Annotated in this window: 12 protein-coding genes; 8 read left to right on the forward strand and 4 right to left on the reverse strand. The window is 67.9% G+C overall.

The features are described 5' to 3' along the window. Positions 1 to 64 precede the first annotated feature (64 nt). Both BLR29_RS08190 and BLR29_RS08195 read right to left on the reverse strand, forming a co-directional pair. Positions 65 to 259, reverse strand: a complete 195-nt coding sequence (locus BLR29_RS08190) for a zinc-finger domain-containing protein (protein WP_092136082.1) — start codon at positions 257 to 259, stop codon at positions 65 to 67. Between the two features lie 55 nt (positions 260 to 314). Then, positions 315 to 1,235: a branched-chain amino acid transaminase gene (locus BLR29_RS08195; RefSeq protein WP_092136084.1), complete on the reverse strand. Its 921-nt coding sequence runs from the start codon at positions 1,233 to 1,235 to the stop codon at positions 315 to 317. Positions 1,236 to 1,382: 147 nt separating this feature from the next. Between BLR29_RS08195 and BLR29_RS08200 the strand changes: the two genes are divergently transcribed. The 5 genes from BLR29_RS08200 to BLR29_RS08220 all read left to right on the forward strand — a co-directional run bounded on the left by BLR29_RS08200 (position 1,383) and on the right by BLR29_RS08220 (position 8,897). Continuing rightward, positions 1,383 to 4,301: a DEAD/DEAH box helicase gene (locus BLR29_RS08200; protein ID WP_092136681.1), complete on the forward strand. Its 2,919-nt coding sequence runs from the start codon at positions 1,383 to 1,385 to the stop codon at positions 4,299 to 4,301. Between the two features lie 256 nt (positions 4,302 to 4,557). Next, positions 4,558 to 6,102 (forward strand): amidase, encoded by a 1,545-nt coding sequence (locus tag BLR29_RS08205; protein WP_092136682.1) that lies wholly within the window; start codon positions 4,558 to 4,560, stop codon positions 6,100 to 6,102. Positions 6,103 to 6,117: 15 nt separating this feature from the next. After that, positions 6,118 to 7,437, forward strand: a complete 1,320-nt coding sequence (locus tag BLR29_RS08210; protein WP_092136085.1) for an MFS transporter — start codon at positions 6,118 to 6,120, stop codon at positions 7,435 to 7,437. 339 nt (positions 7,438 to 7,776) lie between these two features. Beyond that, positions 7,777 to 8,577 carry an AzlC family ABC transporter permease gene (locus tag BLR29_RS08215; RefSeq protein WP_092136684.1) on the forward strand — a complete coding sequence of 267 codons (801 nt, stop codon included), beginning with the start codon at positions 7,777 to 7,779 and terminating at the stop codon, positions 8,575 to 8,577. Further along, positions 8,574 to 8,897, forward strand: a complete 324-nt coding sequence (locus BLR29_RS08220; protein ID WP_092136087.1) for an AzlD domain-containing protein — start codon at positions 8,574 to 8,576, stop codon at positions 8,895 to 8,897. The genes BLR29_RS08215 and BLR29_RS08220 overlap by 4 nt, the downstream gene beginning before the upstream one ends. Positions 8,898 to 8,956: 59 nt before the next feature. Here the strand turns inward: BLR29_RS08220 and BLR29_RS08225 are convergent, their stop codons facing one another. Next, the gene (locus tag BLR29_RS08225; RefSeq protein ID WP_092136089.1) at positions 8,957 to 10,099 is read right to left on the reverse strand and encodes a helix-turn-helix transcriptional regulator; all 1,143 of its coding nucleotides are present in this window, start codon (positions 10,097 to 10,099) and stop codon (positions 8,957 to 8,959) included. Between the two features lie 134 nt (positions 10,100 to 10,233). Further along, positions 10,234 to 11,340, reverse strand: a complete 1,107-nt coding sequence (locus BLR29_RS08230) for a helix-turn-helix transcriptional regulator (protein WP_092136091.1) — start codon at positions 11,338 to 11,340, stop codon at positions 10,234 to 10,236. Between the two features lie 399 nt (positions 11,341 to 11,739). Here BLR29_RS08230 and BLR29_RS08235 point away from each other — a divergent pair, with 399 nt between their 5' ends. From BLR29_RS08235 to fba, 3 genes are all read left to right on the forward strand, one after another. Next, a complete protein-coding gene (locus BLR29_RS08235; protein ID WP_092136093.1) occupies positions 11,740 to 12,936 on the forward strand; it encodes a phosphoglycerate kinase in 1,197 nt (398 codons plus the stop codon). Positions 12,937 to 13,024: 88 nt separating this feature from the next. Further along, positions 13,025 to 14,461, forward strand: coding sequence for a pyruvate kinase (pyk, locus tag BLR29_RS08240; protein ID WP_092136095.1), 1,437 nt, complete (start codon positions 13,025 to 13,027; stop codon positions 14,459 to 14,461). Between the two features lie 130 nt (positions 14,462 to 14,591). After that, entirely contained in the window at positions 14,592 to 15,656 is a 1,065-nt protein-coding gene (gene fba, locus BLR29_RS08245; protein WP_092136097.1) for a class II fructose-bisphosphate aldolase, read from the forward strand. The last annotated feature ends 73 nt before the right edge of the window (positions 15,657 to 15,729 follow it).

A 15,729-nucleotide genomic window follows, 5' to 3' on the forward strand; every position in this document is an offset into this window, starting at 1 on the left:
CCGGGGCGCGGGGCGGCCCGGGGCGTCTGGGTGATCCGACGGAAAGTGGCTTGGGCCGGGTGTGTCAGTGGTGACCCTTGAGCACGGTGCCCGGCTTGAGCTTATACACGGTGCCGCAGTACGGGCACTTGACCTCGCCGGTGTCCACAACGTCCAGGAAGACGCGGGGGTGGTAGTTCCAGGCGGGCGTGTTGCCCGTGGGGCAATGCAGCGGAATGTCTTCTGCGCCGATTTCGACGACGGATGCGGTCTGGGTCATGGTGTTGCGTTGTCTTGCAGGGTGATTTATGGGTAATGCGGGATGGCGCCGTCGCTCAGACCGGCGTCAGCCATTTCTTGTACTTCTCGTCCGTGCCGCCCACGGCGGCAAAGAACGTGTCCTGGATGCGCTTGGTGATCGGGCCACGGCGGCCTTCGCCAATCACGCGGTCGTCCAGCTCGCGGATCGGGGTCACTTCGGCGGCGGTGCCGGTGAAGAACGCTTCGTCGGCGCAGTACATCTCGTCGCGCGTGATGCGCTTTTCGCGCACCTCGATGCCGAGGTCGCGGGCGATCGTCAGCGTGGCGTCGCGCGTGATGCCGTCCAGGCACGAGGCCAGGTCCGGCGTGTAGATCACGCCATTTCGCACGATGAACACGTTCTCGCCGGAGCCTTCGCTCACGTAGCCGTCGGTGTCCAGCAGCAGCGCTTCGTCGTAGCCGAGGCCCGTGGCCTCCTGGTTGGCCAGGATCGAGTTGATGTAGTACCCGCTGGCCTTGGCGCGCACCAGCGACACGTTGACATGGTGGCGCGTGAACGACGACGTCTTCACGCGGATGCCGCGTTCCATGCCTTCCTCGCCCAGGTAGGCGCCCCACGGCCAGGCGGCGATGGCCACGTGGATCGTGTTGCCCCGGGCGGATACGCCGAGCTTTTCCGAGCCGATCCACACCAGCGGGCGGATGTAGCACGATTCGAGGTTGTTGGCCCGCACGACCTCGCGCTGGGCGGCCTCGAGCGTGGCTTCATCGAACGGCATGGTCATCTGGAAGATCTTGGCCGAATTGAACAGGCGGCGCGTGTGCTCTTTCAGGCGGAAAATCGCGGTGCCGTCCGGCGTCTTGTAGGCGCGCACGCCTTCGAATACGCCCATGCCGTAGTGCAGGGTGTGCGTCAGCACGTGAATCTTGGCATCGCGCCACTCAATGAGCTTGCCGTCCATCCAGATCTTGCCGTCGCGATCCGCCATCGACATGGTTGTCTCCCTGTGCACCAAGAAAAGTCGCAAAGACGCCATTGTAAGCCGCGCGCCCTGACGTGCCAACGCGCGGCGGGTGGCTTGGGCGCCGCCGCGTTCTACAATCGCACCTCCGACCCACCCTTCGGCTTCAATCTCTCGCCCGTGTCCGCAATCCACCCCGCTGAAGACGGGGATGTTCCCGACGACGACCGCTGGCAGGACGCGCTAGGCGCGCTGGCGGCGCTTGCCGGCGGCGAGGCCGCGGGCGCCGTCGATGGCCGGCGTCTGCTCTGGGCGCTGACGATCGACGCGGACGGCGTGGTCGGGACGGTCGAGGCGATGGAGCAGACCCACGGCCCGCGCGGCTGGAGCAAGCCGCGTCCGCTGCCGTTGGCGCGTGTGGCCGACGACGACACGCTGGCGCCGTGGGATGCCCGCGTGGCGCGCGCCATCCGCCGCGACCAGTCGCGCAATCGCCGCCACGTGATCGATCGGGCCGCCGCCGTGATGGCGCTGGTCGGCCATCCGGGCGTGGTGCTGTCTCATGCACCCACGGTTCCGATGGAGGTGGTGGAGGCCGCGCCAACGCTGGAAGCCGTGCGCGAAGGGGACCGCTACGTGTTGCGCATCGTGCCGCCGCTGCGCGAGGCGCCGGCGATGGAGGACTTCCTGCCCGCCGCTGCCCGGCAGGAAGCCGAGGCACTGCGCCAGATTTCCGTCCTGCAGGACGGCCCGCGCCGCCTGCGGGTGATCCGCTTCACGCCGGCCCAGCAGGGCGCCGCGCGTCTGATCGCCGACGGGCTGGCCGTGCCGGCCAATGCCCAGGCCAGGCTGGACAGCACGCTGCGGGCGCTTGCCGGCCATTTCCAGATCCATGCCGATGCATCGGGCGAAGCGCGCGAACGCGCGCCCGAGGGCCGCTTGCGCGCCGAAGTGGCGCCGGTCGGTCGCGGCATCAGCCTGCGGCTGGTGGTCACGCCGCTGGGGCCGCTCGGTCCCCGCCTGGCGCCGGGCAGCGGCCGGACCCGGTTGATGGCGACGGTCGGCGGCGAGACCCTCGTCACGCATCGCGATGTCGACGCCGAGCTGGCGCACATGGCCGAGGTGTTCCAGGCCCTGCCGTTCCTCGTGGAGCAGGCACCGGCCAGCGGCGAATACACATGGACGCTCGACGATCCCGAAGACGCGCTGACGGCCGTGGAGGTGCTGCCCGGGCTCGCCGGCGTGATCGACCTCGAATGGCCGCGCGGCCGCGAGATCCGCCTGATTGCAGCCGATATCCCGCAACTGGCAGTCAGCGTGGAGACGGGCAGCGAGTGGTTCAAGCTCGTCGGCGAACTGCGCGTGGCCGAGGGGCTGGTGATGTCGCTGGAAAAGCTCGTGGCCTGGGCGCACGGGCACGCTGGCCGCTTCATGCCGATGGGGCAGGGCGTCTACGTGGCGCTGACGCGCCAGTTGCGCGGGCGGCTGCGTGACCTGGCCGGCGTGGGAGACGGTCTGCGCGACGGCATCCGCGTGCCGCTGGTGGCCGCGCCGTGGCTGGACGACGTGCTGGCCGGCGTGGGTGTCAATCCCGATGCGCACTTCCGCACGCGCGTGGCGCGCCTGCGTGCCGCGCGCGACGTCGATGCGGCGGTTCCGGCCACGCTGGCGGCCGACCTTCGCCCGTATCAGGAAGAGGGCTACCGCTGGATGATGGCGCTGGTCGAGGCCGGCTTCGGCGCTTGCCTGGCCGATGACATGGGGCTCGGCAAGACGCTGCAGTCGCTGGCCGTGATGCTGGCGCGCGCGGCGGGCGGGGCCGCGCTGGTGGTCGCCCCGACTTCCGTCTGCGGCAACTGGGCGGCCGAGGCCCGTCGCTTTGCGCCATCGCTGCGCGTGCATGTCTATGCCGAGGGGGACCGCGAGGCCATCGTCGGGCAGGCCGGCGCGCACGATCTGGTCATCGTGTCGTACAACCTGCTGCAGCAGGCGCGCAAGGATTTCTGCGGCCGGCACTGGCATACCGTGGTGGCCGACGAGGCGCAGTCGTTCAAGAATCCGTCGTCACGGCGTGCCCAGGCGATGTTCGCGCTGCAGGCCGATGGCCGGCTGGCGCTGTCAGGCACGCCGGTGGAAAACCGGCTGGCCGAACTCTGGGCCGTGATGCGCTTCTGCAATCCGGGGCTGCTCGGGTCGCTGGTCCGCTTCAACGAGCATTTCGCGAACCCGATCGAGCGCAACGGCGCGCGGGACCCGCGCCTGCGGCTGCGGCGCATGATCGCGCCCTTCGTGCTGCGCCGAACCAAGGCGCAGGTGCTGGACGAACTGCCGCCGCGCACCGAGCTGGTCATCCGCGTGGAACCGGAACCCGCGGAGGCCGCGCACTACGAAGCGCTGCGCCGCCAGGCGCTGTCCGAGGCCGAACGCGCGCTGCTGCGGCCGGCCCGGGGCAAGAAGGGACGCCCGAAGCCGGTGGAGCCCGAGGCGCGCATCCATGTGCTGGCCCAACTGATGCGCATGCGACGCGCGGCCTGCGATCCGCGCCTGGTCACGCCGGAAGTCGGCCAGCCAGGCGCCAAGGTCCGCGCGTTCGCCGAGCTGGCCGCCACGCTGGCTGCCAATGGCCACAAGACGCTGGTCTTCAGCCAGTTTGTCGATTTCCTGCGATTGCTGCGGCAGGCGCTGGACGATGCCGGCCTGACATATCAATACCTGGATGGCGCCACGCCGGCCGGCGAACGCACGCGTCGCGTGGCCGCGTTCCAGGCGGGGGAGGGCGATGTCTTCCTGATCAGCCTCAAGGCCGGCGGTTTCGGCCTGAACCTGACCGCCGCCGACTACATCGTGATTGCCGACCCGTGGTGGAATCCCGCCGCCGAGGATCAGGCGATGGGCCGTGCGCACCGGATCGGCCAGCAGCGCCCGGTCACGGTCTACCGGCTGATCGCGGCCGGGACGATCGAGGAACGGATCGTCGAGCTCCATCAGGGCAAGCGCGCGCTGGCGGATGGCGTGCTGGACGGCACGGACGGCGAGGCGACTGGCCGCGACGTGCCGCTGCCGGATATCGACGAACTCGTGGGTTTGCTGCGCCGCTGACTGGTATTGCACCAAACGGTATACCAAAACCGTCCCGCAGATGGTGCGCACTGCTGCAACCGGGCCGCCTGAAAGCAGAATTTCCCCTTGTTTTGCCTTGTTGCAGTGCATTCAAGCTGGCACAAATGCTGCCTTGTACTTCGCAGAATTGTGAATATAGTATACCGAACGCTGCTTCCCGATAGCCCCCACAGGCCGGCCCGAGCCAACTGCCGGCCCACGACAACACGGAGCGACTGTGACCCTGCCCGACCTCATGCCGGCCGACACTCCTCGGCCGGAGGCGACCTTTTTGCCGCTCTGGCAAGCCGCCGGGCAACTCGCCCGCGGCGAAACCACCGCCGTGGCGCTGGTCGATGCCTGCCAGACCGCCTGGGCCGCGCGTAACGGTGAGATCAATGCGATGGTGCTGGCCGACTTCGAGGCCGCGCGCGAGGCAGCGCGGCAGAGCGACCAGCGCCGCCTCGCCGGATGCGCGCGTGGCCCGCTCGATGGCATCCCGTTCTCGGTCAAGGAGTCGTTCGATGTGGCCGGCTGGCCCACCACGTGCGGCAGCCCCGCGCGGCGTGACCATCGGGCGGCGGCCGATGCCGTGGTCGTGGCGCGGCTGCGCGCGCAAGGCGCCGTGCTGCTCGGCAAGACCAACGTGCCACTGGGCCTGCGCGACTGGCAGAGCTACAACGCGATCTACGGCACCACGCGCAATCCGCGCGACCTGGCCCGTACCCCGGGCGGATCGTCGGGCGGGAGCGCGGCGGCGGTCTGCGCCGGCATGAGTTTCTTCGACATCGGCTCGGACATCGGCTCGTCGCTGCGCAATCCCGCGCACTACTGCGGCGTGTTCTCGCACAAGAGCAGCCACGGGCTGGTGCCGCTGCGCGGGCATGGCAATGCCGAGGCCGGGTTCGCCGCGCAGGACATCAACGTGGCGGGGCCGGTGGCGCGCAGCGCGCATGACCTGGAGCTGGTGCTGCGCGCCATTGCGGGGCCGGATGGCGACGAGGCGTCGGCATGGCGGCTCGATCTGCCGCCGTGCGGTCCCGCGCGCCTGTCCGACTTCCGCGTGGCGGTGCTGCCGACCCACCCGCTGGCGGAGGCCGACGCGGCCGTGAGCGGCGAGATCGAACGGCTGGGGCACTGGCTCGCGGCGCAGGGTGCGCAGGTTAGCTGGAACGTGCGCCCCGACTTCGACCCCGCGGCGCTGTGGCGCGTCTACGTGCTGCTGCTGCGCGCGACGACATCGCTCTACATGGATGACGCCGCGTTCGCCGACGCCCTGTCGCGGGCACAAGCGGGTAGCGGCAGCGACGACTACGCGTCGCTCCAGTTCGAAGGTGCCGTGCTCACGCACCGCGACTGGCTGCGCCTGCAAACGGCCCGCGAACAGTTCGCGCGAGCGTGGCAGCGTTTCTTTGCCGATTACGACGTGCTGCTGTGCCCGGCCGCCACGACGACGGCGTTCCCGATCGACGAAACCGGCGAGCCCTGGCAGCGCACGTTGCAGGTCAACCGACGCCCGTGGCCGCTGACGTCGCAGCTGTTCTGGGCCGGCCATTCCGGCCTGTGCGGACTGCCATCGACGGTGGCCCCGATCGGCCCCGCGTGCGGCGGCCTGCCGGTAGGCGTGCAGATCGTCGCGCGCCGCCACGGCGACCTGACCTCGCTCGGCTTCGCGCAACGGCTGGAAGACGCCGGCTACGCGTTTCAGCCGCCGGGCGAACCGCTGCGTCACCGACCGGGCCGCCCGTCACGGGGCGCACCTGGCACGCCGTTCACGACCAATCACCATCAAGACGTCTGACAGGAGGAGGGGATCATGCTGAGCTGGTTCAGGGAGCTGTCGCGCGCCGAGCGCAAAGGGTTCTATGGAGCGTTCCTCGGCCATGCGGTCGACGTGTTCGACTTCATGATCTATTCGTTCCTCATTTCCACGTTGCTGGCGCAATGGGGCATGAGCAAGTCGATGGCCGGCGCCATCGTCACGTGGACGCTGGTGTCGTCGCTGGTGGGCGCGATCGGCGCCGGGCTGCTGGCCGACCGCTTCGGCCGCGTGCGTGTGCTGCGCTGGACGATCCTGGTATTCGCCGTGTCGTGCTTCCTGTGCGGCATGGCCAATTCGCCGGAACAGCTGATGGCGTTCCGGATGCTGCAGGGGCTCGGGTTTGGCGGCGAGTCGTCGCTGTGCATGGTGCTGGTGACGGAGCTGATCCGCAATCCGGCGCATCGCGGCAAGTACTCGGGCTTTACCGCCAGCAGCTATTCGTTCGGCTGGGGCGGCGCGGCCATTGCGTACGCGATCACGTTCAACCTGTTCGAGCCCGAGGTGGCATGGCGCGTCTGCTTCTTCCTGGGTATCCTGCCGGCGCTGGTGGTGGTCTACCTGCGCCGCAACCTGCAGGAGCCGGAGGTGTTCCTGAAGAGCCGGGCCGAGCGTGGCAAGGTCTCGCCCGTCGCCGATCTCGCACGCGTGTTCCGCCGCCCGCTGCTGCGCAAGACCGTGCTGTGCAGTCTGCTGTCGGGCGGGATGCTGGGCGCCTACTACGCGATTGCCACCTGGCTGCCGACCTTTCTCAAGACCGAACGCGGCCTGTCGGTGTTTGGCACGAGTTCCTACCTGGCCGTGACGATCCTCGGTTCGCTGGTCGGCTACGTGGCCGGTGCCTACGCGACGGACCGCTGGGGGCGCCGCCTGACGTACATCGTGTTCGCGGCGGGCGCCTTTGTCATGGCGATGGTCTACATGGTGATCCCGGTGTCCAACACGTCGATGCTGTTCCTGGGCTTCCCGCTGGGCGTGCTGATGCAGGGCGTGTTCGCGGGCATCGGCGCCACGATCTCGGAGTCCTACCCGAGCAGTGTCCGCGCCACGGGCTACGGCGTGTCGTACAACCTGGGCCGGGTGATCGGGTCGTTCTTCCCGCTGGCGGTGGGCTGGCTCAACAGCGGCCGGACGTCGCTGGCGCTGGCCATCGCGATGGTGGCCGGGGTCGGCTACGCCGTGGTGATGGTGTCGGCCGCGTTGCTGCCGGAGACCTCGGGCATCGACCTGGGCGAGGCTGGCGGCGGCGACGAACACAAGGTGCCGGAAGCGACGGCCGAGCCGGCCACCCTGACGCCGACGGGGCGTCCGGCCTGAGGAGGGTTCCGCGCGGACGCCGTGCGTGGGCGTCCGGGCTTTCCATCGAGTCAATCGCCCACGGGCGGCGTTGATGTGTCGATCCGTGGGCCGATCTAAGTGCCGACCTGTAGGCCGATTTACCGCGAAACAACACTTTTAAGTCGCCGCTTACCAGCGACCCTCCCAAGCCTATAATGGCTGCTTTGCCTTCGGCCACGCGCCCGCGCGGCCGAAGGTGCCCCCCGACGGCCTGGCCCTTTTGCACGATACGCACGATACGTTCGATACACACGCGTACCGTACAAACGTGGCGCCGCCGTAGCCTTGCCCCTCATTCAGCGTTTTTTGTTCTTCGACATGACTCCCCGACAGTCGTCCCCGGTGTGGTTGCGCCTCTGGCATCGCTTTGCCGAGGTGGAGCGCAACAGCTTCCTCGCCGGCGCGCGCTTTTTCGCGCCTTCCCTGCCCGCCGTGTTTTCGTGGGGGCTGGTCACCGGGGTGGCCATGAGCAAATCGGCGCTGACCGTGCCGGAGGCCATCGGCATGTCGCTGCTGGTCTACGCGGGCTCCGCGCAACTGGCGGTGCTGCCGCTGTTCGCCGCCGGGCTGCCGATCTGGACGGTGTGGCTCACCGCCGCCGTGGTCAACCTGCGCTTCGTGATCTTCAGCGCGGCGCTGCAGCCGCACTTCAGCTACCTGCCGCTATGGCGGCGCACCGCGCTGGGGTTCTTCAACGGCGACCTGCACTTCGTCTACTTCATGCAGCGCTACACCGAGCCCGGCTACGCGCCCGGCAAGGAAGGCTATTTCTGGGGCATGGCGCTGATCAACGCCATGACATGGCAGGTGTCGTCGATTATCGGCATCGTGCTGGCCAGCCTCTTCCCCGATAGCTGGGGCCTGGGCCTGGCGGGGACGATGGCGCTGATCCCGGTGATGATCGCCACCATCAATTCGCGCTCGACGCTGATGGCGGTGGTGGTGTCCGCCGTGCTGGCGCTGTTGTGCTTCGACCTGCCGTACCGGCTCAGCCTGGTGGTGGCCGTGGTGGGGGCCATCGCTGCCGGCATGGCCAGCGACGAGCTGGCCGCGCGCGCCACGCTGCGCGCGATCCGCGCCCGCAAGGCCACGCATCCGCAGACGGGAGACCGGGCATGAGCCACCTCGAAACCTGGATCGCCATCGTCGGCATGGCGGTGGTGACCATCTTCAGCCGCGCGCTGTTCCTGATGGCGGGTGAGCGCGTCACGGTGCCGGACCGCATCCAGCGCGCGCTGCGCTACGCGCCGGCCGCCGCGCTGGCGGCGATCATCCTGCCGGACTTCCTGACCTGGCAGGGGCATTTCACGCTCTCCCCGGTCAACGACAAGCTGATCGCGGGCATCGCGGCCACGGTGTTCTACCTGCTCACGCGCCGCATGGTCGGCATGATCGTGGCGGGGATGGCGGTCTACACCGCGCTGCGTTTCCTGGGCTGAGTCCAGCCCGGAGAGCGCGTCGGCACGTCGATACGTCAGCGAATCAGCAAGTCAGCAAGTCAGAAGCGGGCCGATTCCGTCAGCACGGTGCCCAGCCGCGTCAGCAGGTGGGCGAGCTGGGCCTGCGTGCCGGTGTTGGTCTTGGTGAAGACGGACTTGAGCTGGGTGCGGCTGGTTTCGCGTTTGATGCCAAGCTGCGCGCAGGCATCGGGCAGGCCCATGCCCGTGGTCAGCAGCATCGCCAGCCGTGTCTCCGCCGGTGTGAGCCCGTAGAGGTCGCGTAGCACCGCGGTGGTCGCGCGCGGCGTGCCGACGCCTTCGTGGATCGCCACCAGCACCGCCTGCCCGTGCCAGTCGGCGTCGAGACGGAGGGCGGGGGTCAGCGCCATGGCCACGATCTGGACGCTGCGCCCATCCGTGCCGATCGCCTGGATCGCCTGCACCGATTGCGAGGTGGCTGCATCGCAAACGCTGCGGATGACCTCGGCGAACGGGCGCGACAGCCGCCAGCCGTTGCCATTCGGCGGCGGCGTGTCCGCCGCGCCGGCGCCGGCCACCGGCACCAGTCGGCGCACCCACGGTTCGCCCGCGGGATTGGTCAGCATGGCCTTGCCCGACTGGGAAAACACCACCACGCCAAACGGCAGCCGGTTCAGCAGATCCGCCGAGACATGGCCATGTGCTGCCACGGCATGCGTCCGCTCGCGCAGGGCGATGGCTTCGCGCAGGTGCGGGATGGCCCAGTCCAGCGCGCGCGCGTCCGCCTCGGAGTAGCCTTCGCGCCCGGCAGGCCGTTGCAGCGACAGGTAGACCTCGTAGGTCGGGCGGCGGTCGATCAGGCAGGCCATGATCGACGACAACTCGAAATCGTGGAAGAACTCGCCGTAGGCCGGCCGGCGCGTGACGGCCTCGCCCGCGTCGCGCCGGTCGATATACCAGTCGCCCACGGCCAGGCGTTCGGCAAACGGCAGGCCAGGGTCCGGGCGATGGGGGCGCGCGTCATGTGCCGCGGCCTCATTCGTGGCGGGATGGGCGGCCTGGCTGACCAGCACCCTGTCTTGCTCGGTGTCGAGGACCAGCAACGCGGCGTGCGCGCTGCCGCTGACGTCGCGGAGCGCGGCCAGGCTGCGTTGCCATGCATCGGGTTCGAAAATGCCTTGATAGAGACCGCGAATGGTCTCGTGCATCTCACTGTCGTTCATGACCTGGTCTTCCTTCTTGCGTGTTCTCTCGTGCGCGCGCACGGCGGATAGCCGTGGCGAGCCGGGTCGCTTGCCTGCAAGTCGTGTGGTGAACCGCAGGCTCTTTATGGAACGCCTCGGGGAGGCTGTTGTTGTCAGTTTCCCTCGAGCGTGGCGGCCAGCCGCGACAGCAGGTGCGTGAGTTGCGCCTGGCTGCCACAGCCGGTCTTCAGGAAGATGGATTTGAGTTGGGTGCGTGCGGTCTCGTGCCGGATGCGCAGTTGCCGGCTGGCATCTGGCAGGCCTTCTCCCGTGGCCAGTCGCGTCGCCAGGCGCGTTTCGGCCGGCGTCAGCGCGTACAGGTCGCGCAGGACCGTCTCGAGCAGGATGGAGGGGGCATCGGCCTCATGGACCACGACGACCGCCGCGGGCTGCTGCCAGTGCGATGCCAGGATGTGGGTGGGCGGCAGCGGCAGCACCAGGACCTGCGCCTGCGCGCCGCTGGCGTCGGTGGCGCGCGCGGCCTGGGCGGCGACGGGGCGCCCGGGGTTGCAGGCGGCCTGGAGCATGTCGGCAAAGCCGCGCGACAGGTGCCAGTCGCCGGTCTTGCCGGCGGGATCGAGCCGGCGCGCCCAGCGTTCGCCGGCGGTATTGGCCAGCAGCATGCGGCGGTCCGGCGTGTAGACGGCCACCGCGAAGGCCAGTCGCTCCAGCAGCCGTGCCGACAGGGCGGCCAGCGTGGACAGGCCAAGCGTGCGGTCGCGCATGGCGATGGCGCTGCGCATGTGCGGGATCACCCAGTCCAGCGCGCGGGTGTCCTCGCCGGAAAAGGCTTCCTGCGACAGCGCGCGCTGCATCGAGAAATAGACCTCGTAGTGCGGCTGGCGCTCGACCAGGCATGCCACGTAGGAACGCAGTTCGAAGCGGTTGAAGAAGTCGCAGTAGAACGGGTGCCGTGCCATGGCATGCGGGCCGAGGTCGCGCGCGTCGATATACCAGGCACCGGGCACCAGGCGCGGTGCGAAGGCCTTGGCCGGGTCGACGGCCTGGAAATCGTTCTCATAGGTGGAAAACAATTCTTCCACCGGATTGACGATCTCGTTGACGGTGACCTGGTCGCGAACGGTGTCCCACACCATCATGGACGCGTGCGCGGTCCCAGCCATTTCCGTGAGCGCGCGCAGGCTGTGCTGCCAGGCGCCGGGATCCAGTATGCCTTCGTACAAGCCACGGATGACCCCGTGCATGCTCGCCTGATTCATGACTACCCCTTTGCATTCGCGACAACGTTTTTCCTTGCCGTGCCGGTTGCCCTGGCCGGGAAGTGATTTTTTTTATCGCCGATCGTTGCCGGCTTTCGTCGTCCTGTACTAAAAACGCCAAAACGCACTCAAGTGTCTGGCTATGCATACGTTTAGTACATTGGTGCGTACATTAACCCAAGCCACGGCGGGTGCGCACTTCCCTGCACCCCGCTTCGGTGGGGTCTGGCCAGGTTGCAACGCTTCGGGGAAACGTCGTCTGCCACGTTTTCGGGCGGTAGTGACGTTTCCGGCATTTCAGGGCGGGATCGCGTAAAACCGTGACGGCGATCAGGTAAAATGCCGGCTTCCCCGAATTTCCCGACGGCTTTCTGTCGTCCTCGTCTCGCTCTTATCGCCATGACCTCTGTCCTGCGTCTTACCGATCTCATCTCCCAAGGCAAAATCTCCGGCAAACGCGTGTTTATCCGTGCCGACCTGAACGTGCCGCAGGATGACGCGGGCAACATCACCGAAGACACCCGTATCCGCGCCTCCGTGCCGGCCATCCAGGCTTGCCTGGACGCTGGCGCGGCCGTGATGGTGACGTCGCACCTGGGTCGCCCGACCGAAGGCGAATTCAAGCCGGAAGACTCGCTGGCGCCGATCGCGACGCGCCTGTCCGAACTGCTGGGCAAGCCCGTGCGGCTGGTGCAGAACTGGGTGGATGGCGTGGACGTGGCGCCGGGCCAGGTCGTGCTGCTGGAAAACTGCCGCGTGAACAAGGGCGAGAAGAAGAACAGCGACGAACTGGCGCAAAAGATGGCCAGGCTGTGCGATGTCTATGTCAACGACGCGTTCGGCACCGCCCACCGCGCGGAAGCCACCACGCACGGCATCGCCAAGTACGCCCCGGTCGCCTGCGCCGGCCCGTTGCTGGCCGCCGAAATCGACGCGCTCGGCAAGTCCCTGGGCCAGCCGGCTCGTCCGCTGGTGGCCATCGTGGCCGGCTCCAAGGTGTCGACCAAGCTGACCATCCTGAAGTCGCTGGCTGACAAGGTCGACCAGCTGATCGTCGGCGGCGGCATTGCCAACACGTTCATGCTGGCCGCCGGCCTCAAGATCGGCAAGTCGCTGGCGGAGGCCGACCTCGTGGCCGACGCCCGCAGCATCATCGACATCATGGCCGCTCGCGGCGCCTCGGTGCCCATTCCCGTGGACGTGGTGTGCGCCAAGGAATTCAGCGCCAACGCCGCCGCGACCGTCAAGGACGTCAAGGATGTGACCGACGACGACCTGATCCTGGACATCGGCCCGAAGACCGCCGCGCAACTGGCCGAGCAGCTCAAGGCCGCCGGCACCATCGTCTGGAACGGCCCCGTGGGCGTGTTCGAATTCGACCAGTTTGGCAACGGCACCAAGGTGCTGGCCCAGGCGATTGCCGATTCCAGTGCATTCTCGATCGCCGGTGGCGGCGACACGCTGGCCGCCATCGCCAAGTACGGCATTGCCGACCGCGTGGGCTATATCTCCACCGGCGGCGGCGCCTTCCTGGAGTTCCTGGAAGGCAAGAAGCTGCCCGCGTTCGAAGTGCTGGAACAGCGCGCCGCAGCCTGATGCCCCAAGGGGCCGGCGGGCGCGACCCGGCCGGCCCGAATGACAGCGAAGTCCCGAGTACGCCCACCGACTGAAGGAAACCGCACGCATGACCCGCTCCACCAAGATCGTCGCCACCATCGGACCCGCCTCCAGCACGCTGGATGTACTGACCCGCATGATCGCGGCCGGTGTCGACGTGGTGCGCCTGAATTTCTCCCACGGCACCGCGCAGGACCATATCGATCGCGCCAGCATGGTGCGCGAGGCAGCCCGGGCGTGTGGGCGCGAGGTGGCCATCATGGCCGACCTGCAGGGCCCCAAGATCCGCGTGGGCAAGTTCGAGAACGGCAAGGTCACGCTCAAGCCCGGCGACCCCTTCGTCCTCGACTCCTCCTGCACGATGGGCAACCAGGAGCGTGCGGGCCTCGACTACGAAGACCTGCCGCGCGACGTGGGCCCCGGCGATGTGCTGTTGCTCAATGACGGCCTGATCGTGCTGGTGGTGGACCGCGTGATCGGCACCGAGATCTTCACCACGGTGCGTGTGGGCGGCGACCTGTCCAACAACAAGGGCATCAACCGCCAGGGCGGCGGCCTGTCCGCGCCGGCGCTGACCGCCAAGGACATGGAGGACATCAAGACCGCCATGGCCCTGGGCGCCGACTACGTCGCCGTCAGCTTCCCGAAGAACGCTACCGACATGGAAATGGCGCGCCAGCTGGCCGCCGTGGCCGGCCAGCCGCATGGGCACAAGGCGCGCATGATCGCCAAGATCGAGCGCGCCGAGGCCATCCGCCCGGGCGTGCTGGAAGAGATCCTGCAGGCGTCCGACGGCATCATGGTGGCGCGCGGCGACCTGGCGGTGGAAGTCGGCAATGCCGCCGTGCCCGCGCTGCAGAAGCGCATGATCCGGCTGGCGCGCGAAGCCAACAAGCTGACGATCACCGCCACGCAGATGATGGAGAGCATGATCGTGAACCCGGTGCCGACGCGCGCCGAGGTGTCCGACGTGGCCAACGCCGTGCTGGACGGCACCGACGCCGTGATGACGTCGGCCGAGACCGCCGCGGGCCGCTATCCGATCGAAACGGTGGAGGCCATGGCCGCTATCTGCCTGGAGGCGGAAAAATCCGAAGTCGTGCAGCTCGATACCGACTTCCTCAACCAGACCTTCTCGCGCATCGACCAGTCGATCGCCATGGGTGCGCTGTTCACCGCCTATCATTTGGGAGTGAAGGCGATTGCGGCGCTGACCGATTCCGGCGCGACCGCCCTCTGGATGAGCCGCCACCGTATCCACGTGCCGATCTACGCGATGACGCCAAACCTGGCCTCGCAACGCAAGATGCAGCTGTACCGCAATGTGGTGCCGCTGCCGCTGCAGTCCAGCTCGGACCGCGACGTGGCGCTGGAACAGGCCGAGGAACTGCTGCTGGCGCAAGGCGTGGTGCAGCGCGGCGATTTCATCGTGCTGACGATCGGCGAGCCGATGGGCCAGCCCGGCGGCACCAACACCCTCAAGATCGTGAGGGTGGGAAGCTAGGCACCGGCCGCCCGATGTGGTGCGCCGGACAGACGCGGCGCACTGGTGTGCGCGAACCTGCTGGCGCAGCACACGAAACCGCATCCGGAAGAATACCGAGACACCCCAATTTTTTATTCAGGAGTTTGACATGCCACTCGTTTCCATGCGCCAGCTACTGGACCATGCTGCCGAGAACAACTACGCGCTGCCGGCGTTCAACGTGAACAACCTCGAGCAGGTGCAGGCCATCATGCAGGCCGCCGACGAGGTCAATGCCCCGGTGATCATGCAGGCTTCGGCCGGCGCGCGCAAATACGCCGGCGAGCATTTCCTGCGCCACCTGATCGAAGCCGCCGTGGAAGCCTACCCGCACATCCCGGTGGTCATGCACCAGGATCACGGCCAGTCACCGGCCATCTGCCAGGGCGCCATCGACCTGGGCTTCTCGTCGGTGATGATGGATGGATCGCTGCGCGAAGACGGCAAGACCCCGGCCGACTACGACTACAACGTGGACGTGACCCGCAAGGTCGTGCAACTGGCCCACGCCGTGGGCGTGACCGTGGAAGGCGAACTGGGCTGCCTGGGTTCGCTGGAAACCGGTGAAGCCGGCGAGGAAGACGGCATCGGCGCCGAAGGCAAGCTGGACCACTCCATGCTGCTGACGGACCCGGAGCAGGCCGCCGACTTCGTCAAGGCCACCCAGCTGGACGCTCTCGCCATCGCCATCGGCACGTCGCACGGCGCCTACAAGTTCACGCGCAAGCCCACGGGCGACATCCTGGCGATCAGCCGCATCAAGGAAATCCACGCCCGTATCCCCAACACCCATCTGGTGATGCACGGTTCGTCGTCGGTGCCGCAGGAACTGCTGGAAGAAATCCGCAAGTTCGGTGGCGACATGAAGGAAACGTACGGCGTGCCCGTGGAAGAGATCCAGGAAGCCATCAAGTACGGCGTCCGCAAGATCAACATCGACACGGATATCCGTCTGGCGATGACCGGCGCGGTCCGCCGCTTCTTCGCGGAAAACCCGAGCAAGTTCGACCCGCGCGAGTTCCTGAAGCCGGCCCGCGAAGCCGCCAAGCTGGTGTGCAAGGCCCGCTACGTGGCATTCGGCTGCGAAGGCCAGGCCAGCAAGATCAAGCCGGTGACGCTGGTCGATGTCGCTGGCCAGTACAAGGCCGGCAAGCTCGCCCAGGTCGTGCAGTAATCGTAGTGCCGCCCCGTTGCGCGTCGTTCGCGCACGGGGCGATTGTTCTTCATGGGGCTTCGCATCGCGCACG

The organism is Cupriavidus sp. YR651 (genome assembly GCF_900101625.1).
GTDB lineage: Bacteria > Pseudomonadota > Gammaproteobacteria > Burkholderiales > Burkholderiaceae > Cupriavidus.